The 19230-nt window shown below is 63.1% G+C and carries 17 protein-coding genes; 8 read left to right on the plus strand and 9 right to left on the minus strand.

The window, feature by feature from the left end; genetic code table 11:
• The first annotated feature begins 21 nt into the window (after nt 1–21).
• Nucleotides 22–366, plus strand: a complete 345-nt coding sequence (locus ACYCCG_RS17545; RefSeq protein ID WP_176684425.1) for a YggL family protein — start codon at nt 22–24, stop codon at nt 364–366.
• Nucleotides 367–567: 201 nt separating this feature from the next.
• Complete coding sequence (dacB, locus tag ACYCCG_RS17550; RefSeq protein WP_176684426.1) at nt 568–2022, plus strand: D-alanyl-D-alanine carboxypeptidase/D-alanyl-D-alanine endopeptidase; 1455 nt, start codon at nt 568–570, stop codon at nt 2020–2022.
• A gap of 103 nt (nt 2023–2125) precedes the next feature.
• Here the strand turns inward: dacB and ACYCCG_RS17555 are convergent, their stop codons facing one another.
• Together ACYCCG_RS17555 and rlmKL are read right to left on the minus strand one after the other, a co-directional pair.
• A complete protein-coding gene (locus ACYCCG_RS17555; RefSeq protein ID WP_459671309.1) occupies nt 2126–4516 on the minus strand; it encodes a sensor domain-containing diguanylate cyclase in 2391 nt (796 codons plus the stop codon).
• 94 nt (nt 4517–4610) lie between these two features.
• Entirely contained in the window at nt 4611–6803 is a 2193-nt protein-coding gene (gene rlmKL, locus ACYCCG_RS17560) for a bifunctional 23S rRNA (guanine(2069)-N(7))-methyltransferase RlmK/23S rRNA (guanine(2445)-N(2))-methyltransferase RlmL (protein WP_459671311.1), read from the minus strand.
• Nucleotides 6804–7364: 561 nt separating this feature from the next.
• On the opposite strand from rlmKL, the gene rmf reads away from it, so the two are divergent.
• The gene (gene rmf, locus ACYCCG_RS17565; RefSeq protein WP_003248687.1) at nt 7365–7580 is read left to right on the plus strand and encodes a ribosome modulation factor; all 216 of its coding nucleotides are present in this window, start codon (nt 7365–7367) and stop codon (nt 7578–7580) included.
• A gap of 147 nt (nt 7581–7727) precedes the next feature.
• Here rmf and ACYCCG_RS17570 read toward each other — a convergent pair whose 3' ends face one another.
• Nucleotides 7728–8750 carry a quinone-dependent dihydroorotate dehydrogenase gene (locus tag ACYCCG_RS17570; RefSeq protein ID WP_176684429.1) on the minus strand — a complete coding sequence of 341 codons (1023 nt, stop codon included), beginning with the start codon at nt 8748–8750 and terminating at the stop codon, nt 7728–7730.
• A 137-nt stretch (nt 8751–8887) separates the two neighbouring features.
• Between ACYCCG_RS17570 and ACYCCG_RS17575 the strand changes: the two genes are divergently transcribed.
• From ACYCCG_RS17575 to cobA, 5 genes are all read left to right on the plus strand, one after another.
• Nucleotides 8888–10102: a CmpA/NrtA family ABC transporter substrate-binding protein gene (locus ACYCCG_RS17575; protein WP_209964588.1), complete on the plus strand. Its 1215-nt coding sequence runs from the start codon at nt 8888–8890 to the stop codon at nt 10100–10102.
• A 15-nt stretch (nt 10103–10117) separates the two neighbouring features.
• On the plus strand, nt 10118–10693 hold the full coding sequence (locus ACYCCG_RS17580) for an ANTAR domain-containing response regulator (RefSeq protein ID WP_176684431.1): 576 nt from the start codon (nt 10118–10120) through the stop codon (nt 10691–10693).
• 183 nt (nt 10694–10876) lie between these two features.
• Nucleotides 10877–12088 carry a nitrate/nitrite transporter gene (locus tag ACYCCG_RS17585; RefSeq protein ID WP_209964586.1) on the plus strand — a complete coding sequence of 404 codons (1212 nt, stop codon included), beginning with the start codon at nt 10877–10879 and terminating at the stop codon, nt 12086–12088.
• Between the two features lie 9 nt (nt 12089–12097).
• Nucleotides 12098–13768 carry a protein kinase domain-containing protein gene (locus tag ACYCCG_RS17590; RefSeq protein ID WP_459671316.1) on the plus strand — a complete coding sequence of 557 codons (1671 nt, stop codon included), beginning with the start codon at nt 12098–12100 and terminating at the stop codon, nt 13766–13768.
• Nucleotides 13769–13813: 45 nt separating this feature from the next.
• On the plus strand, nt 13814–14536 hold the full coding sequence (cobA, locus tag ACYCCG_RS17595) for a uroporphyrinogen-III C-methyltransferase (RefSeq protein ID WP_459671375.1): 723 nt from the start codon (nt 13814–13816) through the stop codon (nt 14534–14536).
• Between the two features lie 85 nt (nt 14537–14621).
• On the opposite strand, the gene ACYCCG_RS17600 is transcribed toward cobA, so the two are convergent.
• The 6 genes from ACYCCG_RS17600 to rraA form a co-directional block, all read right to left on the minus strand.
• Nucleotides 14622–15656, minus strand: a complete 1035-nt coding sequence (locus tag ACYCCG_RS17600; protein WP_176684435.1) for an OmpA family protein — start codon at nt 15654–15656, stop codon at nt 14622–14624.
• 111 nt (nt 15657–15767) lie between these two features.
• A complete protein-coding gene (sigX, locus tag ACYCCG_RS17605; protein ID WP_003248665.1) occupies nt 15768–16334 on the minus strand; it encodes an RNA polymerase sigma factor SigX in 567 nt (188 codons plus the stop codon).
• A 113-nt stretch (nt 16335–16447) separates the two neighbouring features.
• A complete protein-coding gene (locus tag ACYCCG_RS17610) occupies nt 16448–17272 on the minus strand; it encodes a mechanosensitive ion channel family protein (RefSeq protein WP_003248659.1) in 825 nt (274 codons plus the stop codon).
• A gap of 2 nt (nt 17273–17274) precedes the next feature.
• The gene (locus ACYCCG_RS17615; protein ID WP_028697557.1) at nt 17275–17547 is read right to left on the minus strand and encodes a hypothetical protein; all 273 of its coding nucleotides are present in this window, start codon (nt 17545–17547) and stop codon (nt 17275–17277) included.
• An 87-nt stretch (nt 17548–17634) separates the two neighbouring features.
• On the minus strand, nt 17635–18630 hold the full coding sequence (locus tag ACYCCG_RS17620; protein WP_176684436.1) for a zinc transporter ZntB: 996 nt from the start codon (nt 18628–18630) through the stop codon (nt 17635–17637).
• A 27-nt stretch (nt 18631–18657) separates the two neighbouring features.
• On the minus strand, nt 18658–19149 hold the full coding sequence (gene rraA, locus ACYCCG_RS17625; RefSeq protein ID WP_003248652.1) for a ribonuclease E activity regulator RraA: 492 nt from the start codon (nt 19147–19149) through the stop codon (nt 18658–18660).
• Between the last annotated feature and the right edge of the window lie 81 nt (nt 19150–19230).

Here is a 19230-nt window from a genome sequence, read left to right on the forward strand (position 1 = left end):
ATTACCTAAGAGGATTGTTTCATGGCCACAAACCGCTCCCGTCGTCTGCGCAAGAAGCTGTGTGTCGACGAGTTTCAGGAATTGGGCTTCGAGCTGAACCTGGAATTCAAGGAAGATCTGGACGACCAGGCAATCGATGCTTTCCTCGACGCGTTCCTGGAAGAAGCCATGGACGCCAACGGCCTGGATTATGTAGGCGGTGACGATTTCGGCCTGGTGTGCTCGGTCAAGCGCGGCTCGGTCAGCGAAGAACAGCGCGCTGCCGTTGAGGCCTGGCTGAAGGGCCGTGGCGAACTGACCAAGGTCGAAGTCAGCCCGCTGCTGGACGCCTGGTACCCGGAAAAGCCGATCAACAAGGCTGAGTGATACTTGTCAGCTTCGGGCTGAGAAGGTTGACTGCTGAAAAGGCCACCCCATTCGGGTGGCCTTTTTATTGACGATGCTTTTCCGTCGAACGTGACGCATCGCGGCTGCGCTTGGGGCATAATGCGTACTGTTTACGTCGTGGGGCCATCATCTCTTACAGCCCCAAAGCCCTTTTCCCTCGCCGCAGGGTATTCGCTCACTATGATCAAAATGCTTCGTCCCCTCGTTCTTGCCGGCCTGCTGTTGCCGCTTGCCTTGCCCAGCCACGCCGCCGTCAATACCACCCTGCCTGCCAAAGTGCAGCAGGCGCTCAAGGCCAACAAACTGCAGGACACAGCGCTGTCGCTGGTGATGCTGCCGCTGGACGGCCCCGGCACCCCGACCGTATTCAATGCCGATGTGTCGGTGAACCCGGCGTCGACCATGAAACTGGTTACCACCTACGCCGCCCTCGAGCTGCTTGGCCCGACCTTCCAGTGGAAAACCGAGTTCTACACTGACGGCACCCTGAACAACGGCGTGCTTAACGGCAACCTCTACCTTAAAGGTGGCGGTGACCCCAAACTGAACATGGAAAAGCTGTGGCTGCTGATGCGTGACCTGCGCGCCAATGGCGTGCGCACCGTCACCGGTGACCTGGTGCTGGACCGCAGCCACTTCGTGCAACCCAACCTGCCGCAGTTCAACGACGACGGCGGTGATGAGAACAAGCCGTTCCTGGTCAAGCCCGACTCGCTGCTGGTCAACCTCAAGGCCCTGCGTTTCGTGGCCCGCAATGACGGTGGCAAAGTCACCGTCGCAGTCGAGCCGCCTATTGCCCGCATCCGCATCGACAACCAGGTCAAGGCGGTAGCCTCGAAGAAATGCACCGGTGATGTGCGCTACAACCCGGTGCCTCAGGCCGACGGCATCAGTGTAACGGTCAGCGGCCAACTGGGTGACGGCTGCAACTCGCAAACCTATCTGTCGCTGCTCGACCACCCAACCTACGCCGCCGGTGCCGTGCGCGCGATCTGGAGCGAGCTGGGCGGCAACATCCAGGGCGGCGACCGCATCGAGAATGTGCCCAAGAGTGCTCGCCTGCTGGCCCGCGCCTTCTCGCCCGACCTGGTGGAAGTGATCCGCGACATCAACAAGTACAGCAACAACACCATGGCCCGGCAGCTGTTCCTGAGCCTTGGCGCGCAGTTCCGCACCGATGCCGATGGCGACGACGCCCGTGCTGCCCAACGCGTGGTACGCCAATGGCTGGCGAAAAAGGGCATTACCGCGCCGCATCTGGTGATGGAAAACGGCTCTGGCCTGTCGCGTGCCGAACGGGTCAGTACCCGGGAAATGGCCGAGATGCTCAAAGCCGCCTGGAAGAGCCCTTACGCGGCCGAGTTCATGAGCTCGATGCCGCTGGTGGGCATGGACGGCACGATGCGCAAGCGTCTCAAGCGCACTGCGATGACCGGTGAAGGCCATATCAAGACCGGCACACTGAACACTGTGCGTGCGATTGCCGGCTTCAGCCGTGACCGCAACGGGCATACCTGGGCGGTGGCGGCGATCCTCAACGACCCGAAACCGTGGGGAGCCTCGCAGGTGCTGGACCAGGTGTTGCTTGACCTGTATCGCCAGCCGAAGCTGGCTGGCAGCACAGCGTCCAACTGACTCCACCGGCATTACCCGGGCCGGCTTCCGCGGTCGACGCGGGAGCGGCCTTGCGTCGCGCAAGGGCCGCAAAGCGGCCCCTACGCCGACCGCGCGCACTGTTTTATACCGGCTCTCCCTCCACCCGGTCCCGGCCGGCCTGTTTGGCCGCGTACACGCCGGCATCGGCGCGCAACAGCAAGGCATCGGCGCCCTCGCCCGACCGCCACTGCGCCACACCAAAGCTCGCGGTCACCTGGCCCACACCTTCCACCGGCACATTGCGCACCCCTTGCCACAACTCCAACGCCAGCAGCCGCGCCTGGTCGACATCACTGCCCGGGCAAAGCACCATGAACTCTTCCCCGCCCAAGCGGCAGAACACATCGGTACGGCGTAGACGCTGACCGATGCGCTGGCACAGGCTCCGCAACACCCGGTCGCCGACGGCATGACCAAAACGGTCGTTGATGCGCTTGAAGTGATCGATGTCGAGCATGATCACCGACAGTGCCAAGCCATCGCGCTGGGCCCGTTCCAGTTCGATCTTGAGCCGCTCCTGGAAGTAGCGACGGTTATGGATTCCGGTCAGCGAGTCGGTGACCGACAGCGCCCGCAACTCTTCCTCCACGCCCTTCAGGTCGGAGATGTCTGTCAGGTAGCCATGCCACAGGGTGCAGCCCTGCTCGCCCACTTCCGGCGTTGCCTCGCCACGCACCCAGCGCAGCCCCGCCCGTGGCAGGCAGACACGATACTCCTCGCGCCAGGGTGACAGGTGTTCGGCCGAATAGCGCACCGAGCGGCGCACACGCTCCAGGTCATCAGGGTGGATACGTTCGAACACCGCCGCGGCATCCTCACGCAACTGCATCAGGTCGACCTCGTAAATGTCATACAGGCCCATGCTGGCGTATGGAAAGCACGAATGGCCATTGGCGTCCAGGCGGTATTGGTAGATGCCGCCCGGCACCTCGGCGCTGAGCTTTTCCAGCAACCGGTCACGTGCAGCCAACGCCTCATGCACCCGGCACCGCTCGGTAACGTCAATGCAGATGGCCAGGTAGCCAACCCACAACCCCTGTTCGTCGAGCATGGCAGTCACCAGCATGTTGGCGACCAGCTGGCTGCCATCGGCACGTAGCAAGGTCCACTCGCCGGGCTCGGCCCCATGCGCCTGCACCGTTTCAGCGAACATCGCCTGGCCGCCAGCAATGGCGCGGCCAAAGCGCAAGCTCAAGGCCTGGGCACGCAGGTTGAGCTCCTCCGGCAGTACCAGGTCTTCAAGGCGCAACCGGCCGATCGCTTCGCTGGCCGCGTAACCGAGCATGCGTTCGGCACCGGCGTTGAACGTGCTGACCACCCCTTTGAGGTTGGTGGCGATGATCGCCACCTGGGTCGCGGCATCCAGCACACTGCGCAGTTGGTTGTGGGTGCCACGCAACGACTGCTCGCTGACCTGCAACTCTGCAGTACGCTGCGCCACCAGGGCCAGGGCGCGCTGACGCTGGCTGAACAGGCTGTAGAGCAGCACGCTGAGCAACAAGCTCAACAATCCGCCCAACAAACCGACCGCCAGCACTGCCGAGGAGCGGTTCCACTGCACGAACGCCTGGCTCGGTTGAATGCTCAGCTGGAAATGGTGATCGGCCAGGCGCAACAACTGATTGCTGGCCAGGGCCAAGGGCGCGACCGGATTTTGCGAATCGAACATCACGACCGGGCCTTGTAACCCAGACGGGTCCGTGATGCGCACGACAAGATTGTCATCAGCCGCGACCGGCCGACCGTCGCCGACCAGCTCGCGCATGCTCAGCAAGGCCACCACATAACCGGCTGCCGCACCGCGAGGATCGGCATCGGAGAATACCGGCGCCACCATCAGCAGGCCGCGCTCTGCCGAGCGGGAATCGAACAGGGCCAATGGCTCGGACACCGCCATGCTGCCCGGCCCCAGCGCCCGCGCCAGGACCGCCTGGGGCCCGCTTTGACCAGCGAGGTCCAGGCCATAAGGCAACCCAGGCCGTTCGCCCGATTGGGTATAGAGCACCGGAAAGTAATGGTCGCGCTGCGACGCCGGGCGCCATTGGCCTTGCGCGTCCTGGTCACGGATCACATAGCCTGGGCCGGTATGGGCACTGGCCAGACGCTCGAATTCGGCGCGTTGCGCAGCCTCGACGCGGGGCGCCCAGGCATAGGCCAGAGTGCGTTGCAGCAATGGCCGAGCGTAACCTTCGAATTCGCGCGGGGTGATTTCGTTGGAAAAGCTGAAAAACCGCCGAAGCCCATCCAGGCGCTGCTGCTGTTCGTCAAAGCGCTCGGCAATACGGCTGAAGCGCTCGCTGGCCAGCAACTCGAAGCGCTGGCGCAGCTGCTGCTTGTAGAAGGTGTGCGCGGCAAATGCCAAGACAGCGGTCAACAAGCCGCCGGCCACCAGTGCGATCAGCGCCATCACCCAGGCGGACGCCCTCTCTGTGCACAAGCCAAGCAACCGCGCACGCACGCCACACTTTGACATACACCCATCTCGTCACGTCAGCGTCCTGCGGATTATCTTGCCCTGCCCTCAGTTATAGCTATTGGCCATTAGCCGCGCAATGTACCTCGTCGCCTCACCGAAGCTGCATACGCCAGGCGCGATGGATGCGGTTATTACGGGCGAAGTCCGGGTCCAGGGTCTGGGCGCTGATTTCTTCTACCACGTACCGCGCCATCAGGTGTTCGTCCAACTGGAACTTGCGGAAGTTGTTGGAGAAATACAGCACGCCACCCGGCGCCAGACGGGCCATGGCCAGGTCCAGCAGTTGCACATGATCACGCTGCACGTCGAATACGCCTTCCATACGCTTGGAGTTGGAGAAGGTTGGCGGGTCGATGAAGATCAGGTCGTAGCTGTCACGGTTGCCTTCCAGCCAGGCCATTACATCGCTCTGCTCCAGGCGGTTGCGCTCGGAATAGCCATTGAGCGCCAGGTTGCGCCGTGCCCAGTCCAGGTAGGTTTTCGACAGGTCGACGCTGGTGGTGCTGCGCGCACCGCCCTTGGCCGCGTGCACGGTGGCCGTGGCGGTGTAGCAGAACAGGTTGAGGAAGCGCTTGCCAGCGGCCTCGCGCTGGATGCGCATACGCATCGGGCGGTGGTCGAGGAACAGGCCGGTATCCAGGTAGTCGGTGAGGTTGACCAGCAGCTTGACGCCACCTTCGTTCACCTCCTGGAAGCGGCCCTCGGTAGCCTGACGTTCGTACTGGCGGGTACCGCTTTGCCGCTCGCGACGCTTGAGCACTACACGCTGCGGCGAAATGCCCAGCGCCTGCGGGATGGCCACCAGTGCATCGAGCAGACGCGCCTGAGCCTTGTCCGGGTCGACCGAACGTGGCGCGGCGTATTCCTGCACGTGTACCCAGTCCTGGTACAGGTCGACCGCCAAGGCATATTCGGGCATGTCGGCATCGTACAGGCGGTAGCAGTCGACCTGCTCGCGACGGGCCCACTTGCCCAGTTGCTTGAGGTTCTTCTGCAGGCGGTTGGCGAACATCTGCGCCCCTTCCGACAGCCGCGCTGGCTCACTGGCCTGCGGCGCCTGCTGACGGGTTTCGGTGCCTTCAGGCTGCGCTTCGCGGCGTTCACCCGTGACGAACTGGTCAGGCTGCACCTTGAACAGCAGTAGCTTGCATGGCAATGCGCCGTTCCAGAACGCGTACTGCTTGTGGCTACGAATGCCCATGCGCTTGCCCAGTTGCGGCGCGCCGGTGAATACCGCTGCTTCCCAGCCCATGCAGGCCTGGCGCAGGCGCTCGCCCAGATTCTGGTAGAGGTACAGCAGGCTGGCTTCGTCACCCAGACGCTCACCGTAGGGCGGGTTGCTGATGACCAGGCCTTTCTGGTTCTGGTCCGGGCGTGGCTCGAAGGTGCTGACTTCGCCTTGGTAGATCTTCACCCAGTCGCCCAAGCCGGCACGCTCGACGTTGTTGCGACCCGGCTGGATCAGCCGCGGGTCAGCCTCGTAGCCACGGATCCACAGCGGTGGCTTGGCCAGGCCGGCCTGCGCGCGGGCCTGAGCCTCGTCATGCACCTTGCGCCACAGCGCCGGCACATGGCCGAGCCAGGCGCTGAAGCCCCAGCGTTCGCGCTTGAGGTTGGGGGCGATATCGGCGGCGATCATCGCGGCCTCGACCAGGAAGGTACCCACACCGCACATCGGGTCGGCCAGGGCACCACCTTCGGCCGCGATACGCGGCCAGCCAGCACGGATCAGCACCGCTGCCGCCAGGTTTTCCTTCAGCGGCGCGGCACCTTGCTGCAGGCGGTAGCCACGCTGGTGCAGGCTGTGCCCGGACAGGTCGAGGGACAGAATGGCCTCGCCGCGGTCCAGGCGCAGGTGCACACGCACGTCAGGGTCGATCTTTTCCACGGACGGGCGCAGGCCTTCACGGTTACGCAGCTTGTCGACGATGGCATCCTTGACCTTCAGCGCACCGAAGTGGGTATTGTCGATGCCGGAGCCATGGCCGCTGAACTCCACAGCCAGGGTGCCATCGGCGGCCAGGTGGTCGGCCCAGTCAACCGCGTGCACACCGTCGTAAAGGTCGTCGGCGTTCTTCATCGAGAAGCGCTTGAGCACCAGCAATACGCGGTTGGCCAGCCGCGACCAGACACACAGGCGGTAGGCAGTTTCCATGTCGGCGGCGCCGCGAATGGCCGAGGTGTGCTCGCGCACCTCGTCAAGGCCGAGGCTTTTGGCCTCTTCGGCGAGCAGGCTTTCAAGGCCTTTGGGACAGGTGAGGTAAAGTTCGAAACGGTCCGACATGAGTATTCCAGCGCCTTGGGCTATTTGACTGACGGGGCGACGCATCGCCCCGCGATGTTTGCCCGTACACCTTTCCAGCAGGCGTGCGGGTGGCCTTCTGCGGCACACAACGTGCGGCAGAAAAGCCGGGCCGCCTGACCGATCCGTGCTTGGCCCAGTGGCAAAGACAGCTTAGATCATCAGGCAGTACGAGAAATTCTGGCGATCTGCGGGCCGATGTGACCCTTCGTCGCATTTCAAATTATTTCTGTCATCCGCATCAACGCTGGCGAAATGACGTCAAAGAACGGCAAAACCCGATCAATACGGGGCTAAACAGCAAACAAGGTTGAGTCGCATTTATTTACTTATCCCCTCACCCTTGGAAAGGTTACGTGCTTATGACAAATCGGTCATTCACACCGTGACTCGCATTCGATAGAACTGGTCTCAGGCCACTTCGCAACGAGGCGGCACTTTCAGCTCGCCACGCCGGCAGCGAGCGAAAACCGGCAGAACGACTCTGCCCGGCCTCGGAGAGGCCGACGGGACATTACAGTCAACAAGTGAGGGCAACACCCTATGAGAAGACTTAAGCGTGATCCGTTGGAAAGAGCATATTCACGTGGTTACCAATACGGGGTCACCGGCAAATCCCGCGAACTTTGCCCCTTCAATCTTCCTTCTGTTCGCCAAGCCTGGATCAACGGCTGGCGTGAAGGTCGCGGTGATAACTGGGACGGAATGACTGGCACCGCTGGCATCCATAGACTCAACGAAAATCACGCCGTTGGCTGAACGAGGGCACTGAATTCGATTTACCATGCACGCCCCATCCGGGCGGCGGGCGAAGGCCCAGGGGCCCCTTGAAGGGGCCCTTTTTTATGCCTTGGCAAATCTCATCAGCTGTACCCACACTGCCCCTGCTGGGGCGGGCTTGTCAGGTCACCGCGGCATTGCCGCGATAGCATCCACCGCTTCGCGAATCAGCGCCGGCCCCTTGTAAATGAAGCCCGAGTAGATCTGCACCAGGCTCGCCCCGGCCGCGATCTTATCGGCAGCATGGCGGCCTTCGGTAATGCCACCGGCGGCAATGATCGGCAACTTGCCGCCCAGCTCACCTGCCAGCACCTTGACGATATGAGTGCTTTTCTCCAGCACCGGTGCGCCCGAAAGGCCACCCGCCTCGCCACCGTACGGCAATGTTTCGACACCTTCACGGCCCAGCGTGGTGTTGGTGGCGATCACCGCATCCATGCCCGACTCCATCAGCGCGGCGGCCACCAGCGCCGTTTCTTCGTCGCTCATGTCCGGCGCAATCTTGATTGCCAGCGGCACGCGCTTGCCATGTGTGCCGGCCAGTTGCTCGCGGCGCTCGGCCAGGGCGTCGAGCAACTGCTTGAGCGAGTCCCCGAACTGCAGGCTGCGCAGGCCCGGGGTATTTGGCGAGCTGACATTGACCGTGATGTAGCTGGCGGCGGTGTAGACCTTGTCCAGGCAGATCAGGTAGTCATCGACGGCACGCTCGACCGGTGTATCGAAGTTCTTGCCGATGTTGATGCCCAGCACCCCCTTGTAGCGCGAAGCGCGTACACGCTCGAGCAGGTGATCAACGCCCAGGTTGTTGAAGCCCATGCGGTTGATGATGGCCGTGGCTTCCGGCAGACGGAACAACCGCGGCTTGGGGTTGCCAGGCTGCGGACGCGGGGTGACAGTGCCGATTTCGACAAAACCGAAGCCCAGCTGGGCGAAGCCGTCGATGGCCGCGCCGTTCTTGTCCAGGCCGGCTGCGAGCCCCACCGGGTTGGCGAAGTTCAAGCCCATGACCGAAACCGGCAATGACGCCGGTTGCTTGCACAGCATGCCGTTGAGGCCCATACGGCCACCGGCGCCGATCAGGTCCAGGGACAGGTCGTGGGAAGTTTCCGGGGAAAGCTTGAACAGCAGCTGGCGGGCCAGGGTATACATGGGCGGGCAAGGCTCAGGGTGAGTGAGGGGGCGATTATAGCCAGCGAGGAGCTGGCAGGACAGCAAATCGTGGAGCGCTTGGCACATCGGTTGCACCCTTTCAGCCCACAGCCTTATCAGTAAGGGCGAGGACTCTTGTGAACACTGTACCCCGAGCAACGCCCCTGGCCTGGGTCAACGGCAGCGACGCGCCGGAAAAAACCAGCCTGAACATCGGCTACATGGCCCTGACCGACTGCGCTTCGGTAGTGGTCGCCGCCACCCAGGGCTTCGCCCAGCAGCACGGCCTTACCCTCAACCTCAAGCGCCAAGGCTCGTGGGCCGGGCTGCGCGACAAGCTGGTCAGCGGCGAACTGGACGCCGCGCACTGCCTGTATGGCCTGGTCTACGCCGTGCACCTGGGCATTGGCGGCGTACCTGCCAACGACATGGCCGTGCTCATGGGGCTGAACCAGAACGCCCAGGCTATCAACCTGTCCCCTGCCCTGCAGCGCAAGGGCGTGACCAACCCTGAGGCACTGGCACGCCTGGTGCACCAGCATGGCGCGCGCCTGACGTTCGCCCAGACCTTCCCCACCGGCACCCACGCCATGTGGCTGTATTACTGGCTGGCCAGCCACGGCATCCACCCGCTGCGCGACGTCGACAGCGTCGTGGTGCCACCGGCGCAGATGGCTGCACACCTTCAAGCCGGGCGCATTGACGGCTTCTGCGTCGGTGAGCCCTGGGCCGCCGACGCCGTGGCCACAGGCCAAGGCTTCACCCTGGCCACCAGCCAGTCGATCTGGCCGGATCACCCGGAAAAGGTCCTGGCCTGCACACGCGCCTTTGCCGGGCAATATCCCAACAGCGCCCGTGCGCTGATCAAGGCGATCCTCACCGCCAGCCGGTTCATCGAGCAAAGCCCGGAAAACCGCCGCAGCACCGCGCAACTGCTGAGCGCAAGCGCCTACCTGGACACCCCGCTGGACAGCATAGCCCCCCGCCTGCTCGGCCACTATGAGGATGGCCTGGGCAATGAGTGGCAAGACCCACACGCCCTGCGCCTGTTCGACCAAGGCCGGGCCAACCTGCCCTACCTGTCCGACGGCATGTGGTTCATGACCCAGTTCCGCCGCTGGGGCCTGCTGCGCGAAGACCCCGACTACCTCGGCGTGGCCCGGCAGGTCCAGCAACTGCAGTTGTACAGCGAGGCCGCACAGAGCCTGGGCATCGCTTGCCCGGACCAACCGATGCGCAGCAGCCTGCTGATCGATGGCTCCCGCTGGGATGGCAGCGACCCCTTCGGCTATGCCCGCAGTTTCAGCTTGCATGCCTTGGGCGACCTGCCCGATGCCCGTGTCGGCGCGTAAGGGAGGGGGACGAACATGTTGCGCATCCTGCTGATCGACGATACCCAGAGCAAGCTTGGTCGTCTCAGGGCGGCGTTGAGTGAGGCCGGCTTCGAGGTCATCGAAGCCCCGGACCTGACCATCGACCTGCCCGCCTGCGTCGAAACGGTGCGCCCGGACGTGGTGCTGATCGATACCGACTCACCAGACCGCGATGTGATGGAACAGGTGGTGCTGGTCAGCCGTGACCAGCCCAGGCCCATCGTGTTGTTCACCGACGAGCACGACCCCGGGATGATGCGCCAGGCGATTCAGGCAGGGGTCAGCGCCTATATCGTCGAGGGCATCCACGCTGCGCGGCTGCAGCCGATCCTGGACGTGGCCATGGCCCGCTTCGAAAGCGACCAGGCACTCAAGGCGCAGCTGCTTGCGCGCGACCAGCAATTGGCCGAACGCAAGCGCATCGAGCAGGCCAAGGGTTTGCTGATGAAGATGAAGGATTGCAACGAAGAGCAGGCCTATACCCTGATGCGTCGCCAGGCCATGAGCCGGCAGCAGAAGCTGATCCAGGTGGCCGAACAGATCATTGCCATGCATGAGATGCTCGGCTGACGCGCTGAAAATCTCTTGCCAGCCGCGCCAGAAGTTGGCCCATCTCTTGCTCGACAAATCCTACCGGTAGCCAACGGCGGTTACCCCACTTGAATCCCGACAAAGACGTCGCTCGCCCCTCCACCTCGTGGAGCGGGTGGCGACGTCTTTTTCGTTCCGTTGTACTACCGAGTGAGGTGTTCGATGAGTACCAGCTTCTGGAAATCCGGGCATGTGCCCACGCTGTTCGCCGCGTTTCTGTACTTCGACCTCAGCTTCATGGTCTGGTACCTGCTGGGCCCGCTGGCGGTGCAGATTGCTGCCGACCTGCAACTGAGCGCACAACAACGGGGCCTGATGGTCGCCACGCCGATCCTGGCCGGGGCGCTCCTGCGGTTTGCCATGGGCGTTCTGGTCGACCGCCTGTCGCCCAAGACTGCCGGCCTGATCGCCCAGGTGGTGGTTATCGTCGCCCTGGCTGCGGCCTGGCACCTTGGCGTGCACAGCTATGAACAGGCACTGCTGCTAGGCGTGTTCCTGGGCTTTGCCGGTGCTTCCTTCGCCGTCTCGCTGCCGCTGGCCTCGCAGTGGTACCCGCCACAGCACCAGGGCAAGGCCATGGGCATCGCCGGCGCGGGCAACTCCGGCACGGTGTTCGCTGCCGTGCTGGCACCGGCACTGGCAGCGGCCTTTGGCTGGAACAATGTATTCGGCTTTGCCTTGATCCCGCTGTCACTGGCGCTGGTGGTGTTCGCCCTGCTGGCGCGCAATGCCCCACAACGGCCCAAGCCGAAAGCCATGGCCGACTACCTCAAGGCACTGGGCGACCGTGACAGCTGGTGGTTCATGTTCTTCTACAGCGTCACCTTCGGCGGCTTCATCGGCCTGGCCAGCGCCCTGCCCGGCTACTTCAGCGACCAATACGGCCTGAGCCCGGTCACCGCCGGCTACTACACCGCCGCTTGCGTGTTCGCCGGCAGCCTGATGCGCCCGCTCGGCGGCGCCCTGGCTGACCGTTTTGGCGGCATCCGCACCCTGCTGGGCATGTACGGCGTGGCCGCCATCTGCATTGCCGCAGTCGGTTTCAACCTGCCCTCTGCCGCGGCCGCACTGGCGCTGTTCGTCAGCGCCATGCTCGGCCTGGGGGCGGGCAATGGCGCGGTATTCCAACTGGTACCGCAACGCTTCCGCCAAGAGATCGGGGTAATGACCGGCCTGATCGGCATGGCCGGCGGCATCGGCGGCTTCCTGTTGGCGGCCGGGCTGGGCACCATCAAACAGCACACCGGTGACTACCAGATGGGGTTGTGGCTGTTCGCCAGCCTGGGCCTGCTGGCCTGGTTCGGCCTGCACGGTGTGAAACAGCGCTGGCGCACCACCTGGGGCTCGACTGCAGTCACCGCAGCGCGGGTCTGAGGCACGCCGATGAGTCTGCAACTGAGCTTTGCCCAGGCCAGCGCCACCGGGCCGCGCGCGGAAAACCAGGACGCCCTGCGCCTGGTCACGCCGGCACCAGAGCTGGCCGCCAGCAAAGGCTACCTGTTCGCCTTGGCCGACGGCGTCAGCCAATGTGCTGATGGTGGCCTCGCGGCGCGGGCCAGCCTGCAGGCACTGGCCCTGGATTACTACGCCACCCCGGCCACCTGGAGCGTGGCCCAGGCCCTCGACCGCCTGCTGCTGGCGCAGAACCGCTGGTTGCGCGCCCAGGGCAGCGGCCAGCCGTTGCTGACCACGCTTAGCGCGCTGGTGTTGCGCGGCAGGCGCTTTACCCTGGCCCATGTCGGCGACTGCCGGGTGTACCGCTGGCACGAGGGGCACCTGCAATGCCTGAGCGAAGACCATGTATGGGACCAACCGGGCATGCAGCATGTACTGAAACGGGCGCTGGGCCTGGACCAGCACCTGCTGGTGGATTACCTGGAGGGCGAGCTGCAAGCGGGCGAGTGCTTCTTGCTGCTCAGCGACGGGGTCTGGGCCAGCCTGGGCGAACAACACATACAGGCCGTGCTGCGCGAGCAAACTGACCTGCAACTGGCCGCCGACACCTTGGTGGCCAGCGCCCACTTCAACGGTAGCAAGGACAACGCCAGCGCCTTGCTGGTGCAAGTCGAGCAACTGGGCACGGCCAACCTGGGCGATACCCTGGCGCAACTGCAACAGTGGCCAGTGCCCGGCCCCCTGCGCGAGGGCCAGGTGATCGACGGCTGGCAGGTCGAAACACTGCACGCGCACAGCCGCCAGTCCTTGCTGTACAAAGTACGCGATAGCCAGAACCATCCTTGGCTGCTCAAGACCCTCCCCACTGCACGCGAACAGGAGCCGGGGGCGGCCCAAGGGCTGTTGCTGGAAGAGTGGTTTCTGCGCCGCATCGCCGGCCGGCACTTCCCCGAGCTACACACCGCCAGTCAGCGCCAGCACCTGTACTACGTAATGCGCGAATATCCCGGCCAAAACCTGGCGGCGTTGCTGGCCGAACAAGGCCCGCTGCCCCTGCCGCAATGGCTGGAGGTCGCCCGGCAGCTGCTGCAGGCAGTCGGCGTGCTGCATCGGCGCAACTTGCTGCACCGCGATATCAAGCCAGACAACCTGCACCTGGGCCGCGATGGGCAACTGCGCCTGCTGGACTTCGGCCTGGCCTATTGCCCGGGCCTGTCCGAAGACCCGCTGCACGAGCTGCCCGGCACGCCCTCGTACATCGCCCCGGAAGCATTCGACGGCCACCCGCCCAGCCCGCGTCAGGACTTGTATGCAGTCGGCGTAACCCTGTACCACCTGCTGACCGGACACTACCCGTACGGCGAGGTCGAGGCCTTCCAGCGCCCGCGCTTCGGCCAGCCGGTCAACGCCGCGCGCTACCGACCCGACCTGCCGGAATGGCTGCAGCACAATCTGCTGCAGGCTGTGGCAAGCGACCCGGCGCAGCGCTTCGAAACCGCCGAACACTGGTTGCTGCTGCTCGAGCGCGGCGACCGCCAGGATCTGCCCAGCCGACCACGGCCGCTGCTGGAACGCGAGCCGCTGAAGGTGTGGCGCACCCTGGCCCTGCTGTCGTTGCTGATCAACCTGATACTGCTGTTCACCCTGCTCAAGGGCTGACCGCACCTTGCCGATGAGGAAACCCTGATGAATGCAAAAGTATGACTGGTCGGTGCCGGCCCTGGCGACCCTGAACTGCTCACCCTCAAGGCAGTGCGTGCGTTGCAGCAAGCCGCCGTGGTCATGGTCGACGACCTCGTCAACCCGGCAGTGCTTGAGCATTGCCCGCAGGCCCGGGTAATGACCGTGGGCAAGCGCGGCGGTTGCCGCTCTACACCGCAAGCGTTCATACAGCGCCTGATGCTGCGCCACGCGCGACAGGGTCGTTGCGTGGTGCGACTCAAGGGCGGCGACCCTTGCATCTTTGGCCGTGGCGGTGAAGAGGCGCTGTGGTTGCAGGGGCATGGCATCGAGGTAGAGGTGATCAACGGCATCACCGCCGGCCTTGCCGGGGCCACCCAATGTGGGATTCCCCTGACTTCACGGGGTGTGAGCCGAGGGGTGACGCTGGTGACGGCCCACACACAGGACGATCGCGAGCTGAACTGGGCGGCCTTGGCTCAGGGCGGAACAACGCTGGTGGTATACATGGGGGTAGCGCGGCTGGAGCAGGTGCGCCAGGGATTGCTGGCGGGAGGCATGGCGCCGGGGATGCCGGTGGCGATGATCGAAAATGCCTCGTTGCCGCAGCAGCGGGAGTGCAGAAGCGATGTGCAGGGAATGGTGGAAGCTGCGCGCGGGTTTGGCTTACGTAGCCCGGCGATCTTGGTGATTGGGGAGGTGGTCGGAGAGCAACTGGCTCCGGGGCGCATCGCAATCGCAGGCTGACCTGGGGGCAGCCTTTGAGGTCGGTTAAAACCCAGGCAAAGAAAAACCCGGCCGAGGCCGGGTTTTTCATGAAGCTTCACACCAATTACTTGGCCTGGGCTTCTACCTGAGCTTCAACGCGACGGTTGATAGCACGGCCTTCTTCGGTGGCGTTGTCAGCAACCGGACGGGTTTCGCCGTAGCCAACCGAGTCAACACGGCTGGATTCTACGCCGTACTGCTGGGTCAGGACTTGCTTGACAGCGTTGGCACGACGCTCGGACAGCTTCTGGTTGTAAGCGTCTGGACCCACGGAGTCAGTGTGACCTTCAACCACGGTGGTGGTTTGTGGGTACTGGTTCATGAAGTCAGCCAGGTTTTTGATGTCGCCGTAGCTGTTAGGCTTGACGACCGACTTGTCGAAGTCGAACTTGACGTCCAGCTCAACGCGAACGACTTCGGCAACAGCCGGGCAGCCGTCGGCGTCAACGGTAACGTTGGCCGGGGTGTCTGGGCACTTGTCGACGTTGTCGCACACGCCGTCGTTGTCGGAGTCGGAGCAGACTTCAGCAACTGGAGCCGGAGCAGCTTCAGCTTGCTTCGGGCTACCGCCGAAGTTCAGGCCAACACCAACGCTCGGGGCCCACTCGGTGTCGCCCTGGTCGATGTTGTACTGAGCTTCTACGCCGGCACGGGCGTAGAACATGTCGGTGATGTACCACTTGGCACCAGCGCCAACGTTGGCGAAGGTGGAGTGGTCACGACCGCCACGGCCGGTCTGGCCCAGCGACTGGTGCGAGAAACCAGCGGAAACGTATGGACGGATAGCGTCGTACGGGTTGTTGAAGTGGTAAACGGCGTCCAGGGCGGTGTTCGAGCCCTTGATGTTCTTGCCGTCTTCGCCACGAGCGTTGTGCACTTCGTCGTAGCCCAGACGCAGCTCAACGTCGTCGGTCAGGAAGTAACCGATCGAACCGCCGAACAGGTTGCCGTCGTTCTTGAAGTCGCGCTGGCTGTCGAAGAATTCTTTCTTGTAGAAGATTTCAGTCTCGACGGCGCCTTGACCTTGTGCCATAGCGCCAATCGAAGTGGCGGCTACAAGCGAACCAATGGCCAAGCCCAAGGTGTTTTTCAATTTCATCCGTTAAATCCCCATCTGGTGATAGTTAAGCAGTCCCACCACAAACAAGAGGGACAACTCGACGGCGAGTCTAGCAGAACTCGCCGGTTCGTTAGAGATACTTGCACGCCTCTAAGTTTCATCAAGGCCGGCAAATTTCTCCCGAAGCTTGTCTAGCGCACGCTTGTAACGCATTTTCGTGGCGCTCAGGCCCATGTGCATGATGTCGGCAATTTCCTGAAACTCCAGCTCTGCGACAAAACGAAGCACCAGAATTTCCCGGTCAATCGGGTTCACATGCACCAGCCACTTGTCCAGCCCGCCTTTTTCTTCCGGTTTCGGAGCCTTGTCTTCGGACGCCTCTTCAACAGGGTCCAGACTCAAGGCATCCATCAACCGACGTTTGCGGCGCTCCTTGCGGTACTGGGTAATGCACTCGTTGTAGGTGATGCTGTAGAGCCAGGTCTTGAACTTCGACTTACCCTCGAAGTTTTTCAGCCCGTACAGCACTTTCAGCATCACTTCCTGACAGACATCGTCCGCGTCACGGTCGTTCCCCAGATAACGCGCACAGACGTTGAACAGGGTCCGCTGGTAGCGCCGCATGAGCTCCTCATAGGCGCGGGTAACGTGGTACAGCTCCTCATGCGAACGCGCCACCAACTCTTCGTCTGTGAGCTCGCGGGGGTCATAGCGCATGGGCGGCGAATGAACTTTATTCAAAACGGATCTGGCCGACAGTCAGGTCAATGTCGCCGCGCGACCCCGTGGGTCGAATTTCGCGGCGGCATACATTAACAGCTTTTGTGCGGTTAGCGGCTATTGACTCGCTGTTCAAGCAGCTCGCGGTTAGACAGCGACACCAGTTCGCCATCATCGGTCAGCAGCGTCGTCTTCACCGTACCGATCTCCTCGATATGCCCTTCGACCTCTCCAATCCGCACCTGCTGGCCCACTTGGTACAGCTCGCGTACGTAGATGCCGGCCAGGATCTGCCCGGCGATTTCGCGACTGCCAAGGCCCATGGCCAAGGCAACGGCCAGACCAACGGTAATCAGCCCGATAACGATGACGTGGTTCAGCAGGTCGGTTTTCACTTCCAACTGGCTGATGGCCACCGAGATGCTGATGATGATCACCAGACCTTGGGTGATGCGCCCCAGGCCCGCCGAGTATTCCAGGCCGATACCTTCGGCAGCGCCACGTACCAGGCCGTTGGCCACCTGCGCCAGCAGCACGCCGGCCAGCAGCACCAGGGCCGCGCCGAACACCTTGGGCAAGTACAGGGCGAGCATGTCGAGGGTTGCCGAAACCCGCTCCAGGCCCAGCGATTCCGCGGCCGAGACCAGGAAAATGAGCAGCACGAACCAGTAGACGATCTTGCCGATCAGGGTCGAGATCGGCACCTGGATACCGCCCCGACCGAGCATTTTGGTGAGGCCGGTGCCGGCCATCAGGCGGTCCAGGCCAAATTTGGCCAACAGTTTGGACAGCAGCGTGTCGAGCAGCTTGGCCACCACGAAACCGAGCAGCACCACGACCAGCGCGCCAAACAGGTTGGGGATGAAGTTCGCTACCTTGGTCCAAAGGGCAGTCATCGCGGTGACCAGGCTCTGGGTCCAGAGATCGAGTTCCATATTCAATCGGCCTTATCTGCTTTGCTGCCGCTGGCAGCGTTGCGGGAAGAGTGTCGACGCACCGGCGCAACGTGCGCCGAGCCATTGTTCACGGCAATCAGCAGCGCCTGGCACCAGCGGCCAAGCAAGCTGAACAGATCACCCGCGCCAACCTGGCGGTTGGCGGTTTTCAGCACGCGACCCAGGCAAGCGGCGTCATCCCGGTCGTCCCGGTCATTGCCGGAGGGTGACGCCTTGAGCAGGTCGCGCAGGGATTCTTCAAACGGATCGTGCATGGGCACCTCGCGCAGTGTCAGCAAGAGACGAGATGGCCGGGCAACGGGTCACACATCCCGTTGGGACGAATGTTTCAAATTGCACAGCTATACCCACCGCAACCGCCGGAACAGCCACCACTGCCCCACGGCCAACCCCAGCACGACGATGCAGGCGAACAGGAAGCCCAAAGGGTTTTGCGCCCCGGGGATGCCGCCGACATTGATGCCCAGCAGCCCGGTGACAAAGCTCATGGGCAGGAAGATGCAGGTGATGATGCCAAAGCGGTACATGGTGCGGTTCATCCGCTCGCTGCGCCGCCGGTCCTCGCTTTCCAGCACCAGTGCAGCGCGTTCGCGGGCCAGCTCCAGCTCTTCGAGATAACGGATCAGGCTGTTGTTGAGTTCATTCCAGTAATCGGCGTCGGCATTGGCGAACCAGCTCCATTTGCTGCGCGACAACTGCGCGTAGATTTCCCGTTGCGGGGCGAGAAAGCGGCGCAAGCCAGCGGCGCGACGGCGGATCTGCTGCAGGCTGCCCTGTTCCGGGGTATACCGCTCGTCGGATTCAACCTTTTCTTCCTCCAGGTCGACCAGCTCGGCCAGGTCGCTGACCAGGCCCTGAACCTTTTCGGTCAGCAACTCGCCCATCAACAGCAACAGTTCCGAGGCCGATTTCGGTCCCCTGCCCTGTTCCAGCAGCTGGAGAATTTCATCGCTGGCGCGCAACGGCCTCAGGCGCAGCGAGATAACCCGCTGCGCCTCGGCAAAGATGCGTACCGAAACCATGTCTTCGGGCTCGGCACCCGGGTTGAGGTTGACGCCCCGCAGGAACAGCAACAGCTGTTCGTCCGCCAAGGGCAGCAGGCGCGGCCGGGTGTTTTCCTCCAGCAGCAGCTCGCAGGCGAACTCGCTCAGGCCGCTGTCGTGCAACAACCAGGTACGGGTTTGCGGATGGCTGCGGTCCCAGTGCAGCCACAGGCTCTGCTCCGGTTGCAGCTGCAGGTCATCCAGTTCGGTACGGGCAATCGAGCGCGCGCCGCCTTTGCCATCGAGCACCAGGGCATGCACCAGCCCCCACTGCGCGTTGTCTTCCTCCAGCATCAAAGCTCCATCAGCGCGTGCAGCGCATTACTCCGGCATTTTCAGCGGGCTCGGCGAAACCAGCACGCCATTGTTGTCGGCATATACATACTCGCCCGGGCGGAAGGTTACCCCGGCGAAGGTCACCACCACGTTGAGATCGCCAATACCGCGTTTGTCAGTCTTCATGGGGTGACTGGCCAGGGCCTGCACGCCGACGTCGGTCTGGATCAGCACGTCGACATCACGCACACAGCCGTAGATCACCAAGCCTTCCCAACCGTTTTTTGCGGCTTTTTCGGCGAGCATGTCGCCGAGCAGCGCACGGCGTAGCGACCCCCCGCCATCGACTACCAGTACTTTGCCCTTGCCGTCGAGTTCAACCTGCTCCTTGACCAGCGAATTGTCCTCGAAACACTTGATGGTGACGATCTGGCCACCGAACGAGTCGCGGCCACCAAAATTGCTGAACATCGGCTCCAGTACTTGTACCAGGTCCGGGTAGGCGTCACACAGGTCGGGCGTTACGTAATGCTGCATGGGAAGCTCCTGTCAGTCACAACGAAAGCGGGTATCGGCCAAGGCTACACCTTGGAGGCTGTCGCAGTCATCCGGGACCGG

It is taken from the genome of Pseudomonas sp. VEM90 (assembly GCF_054611535.1).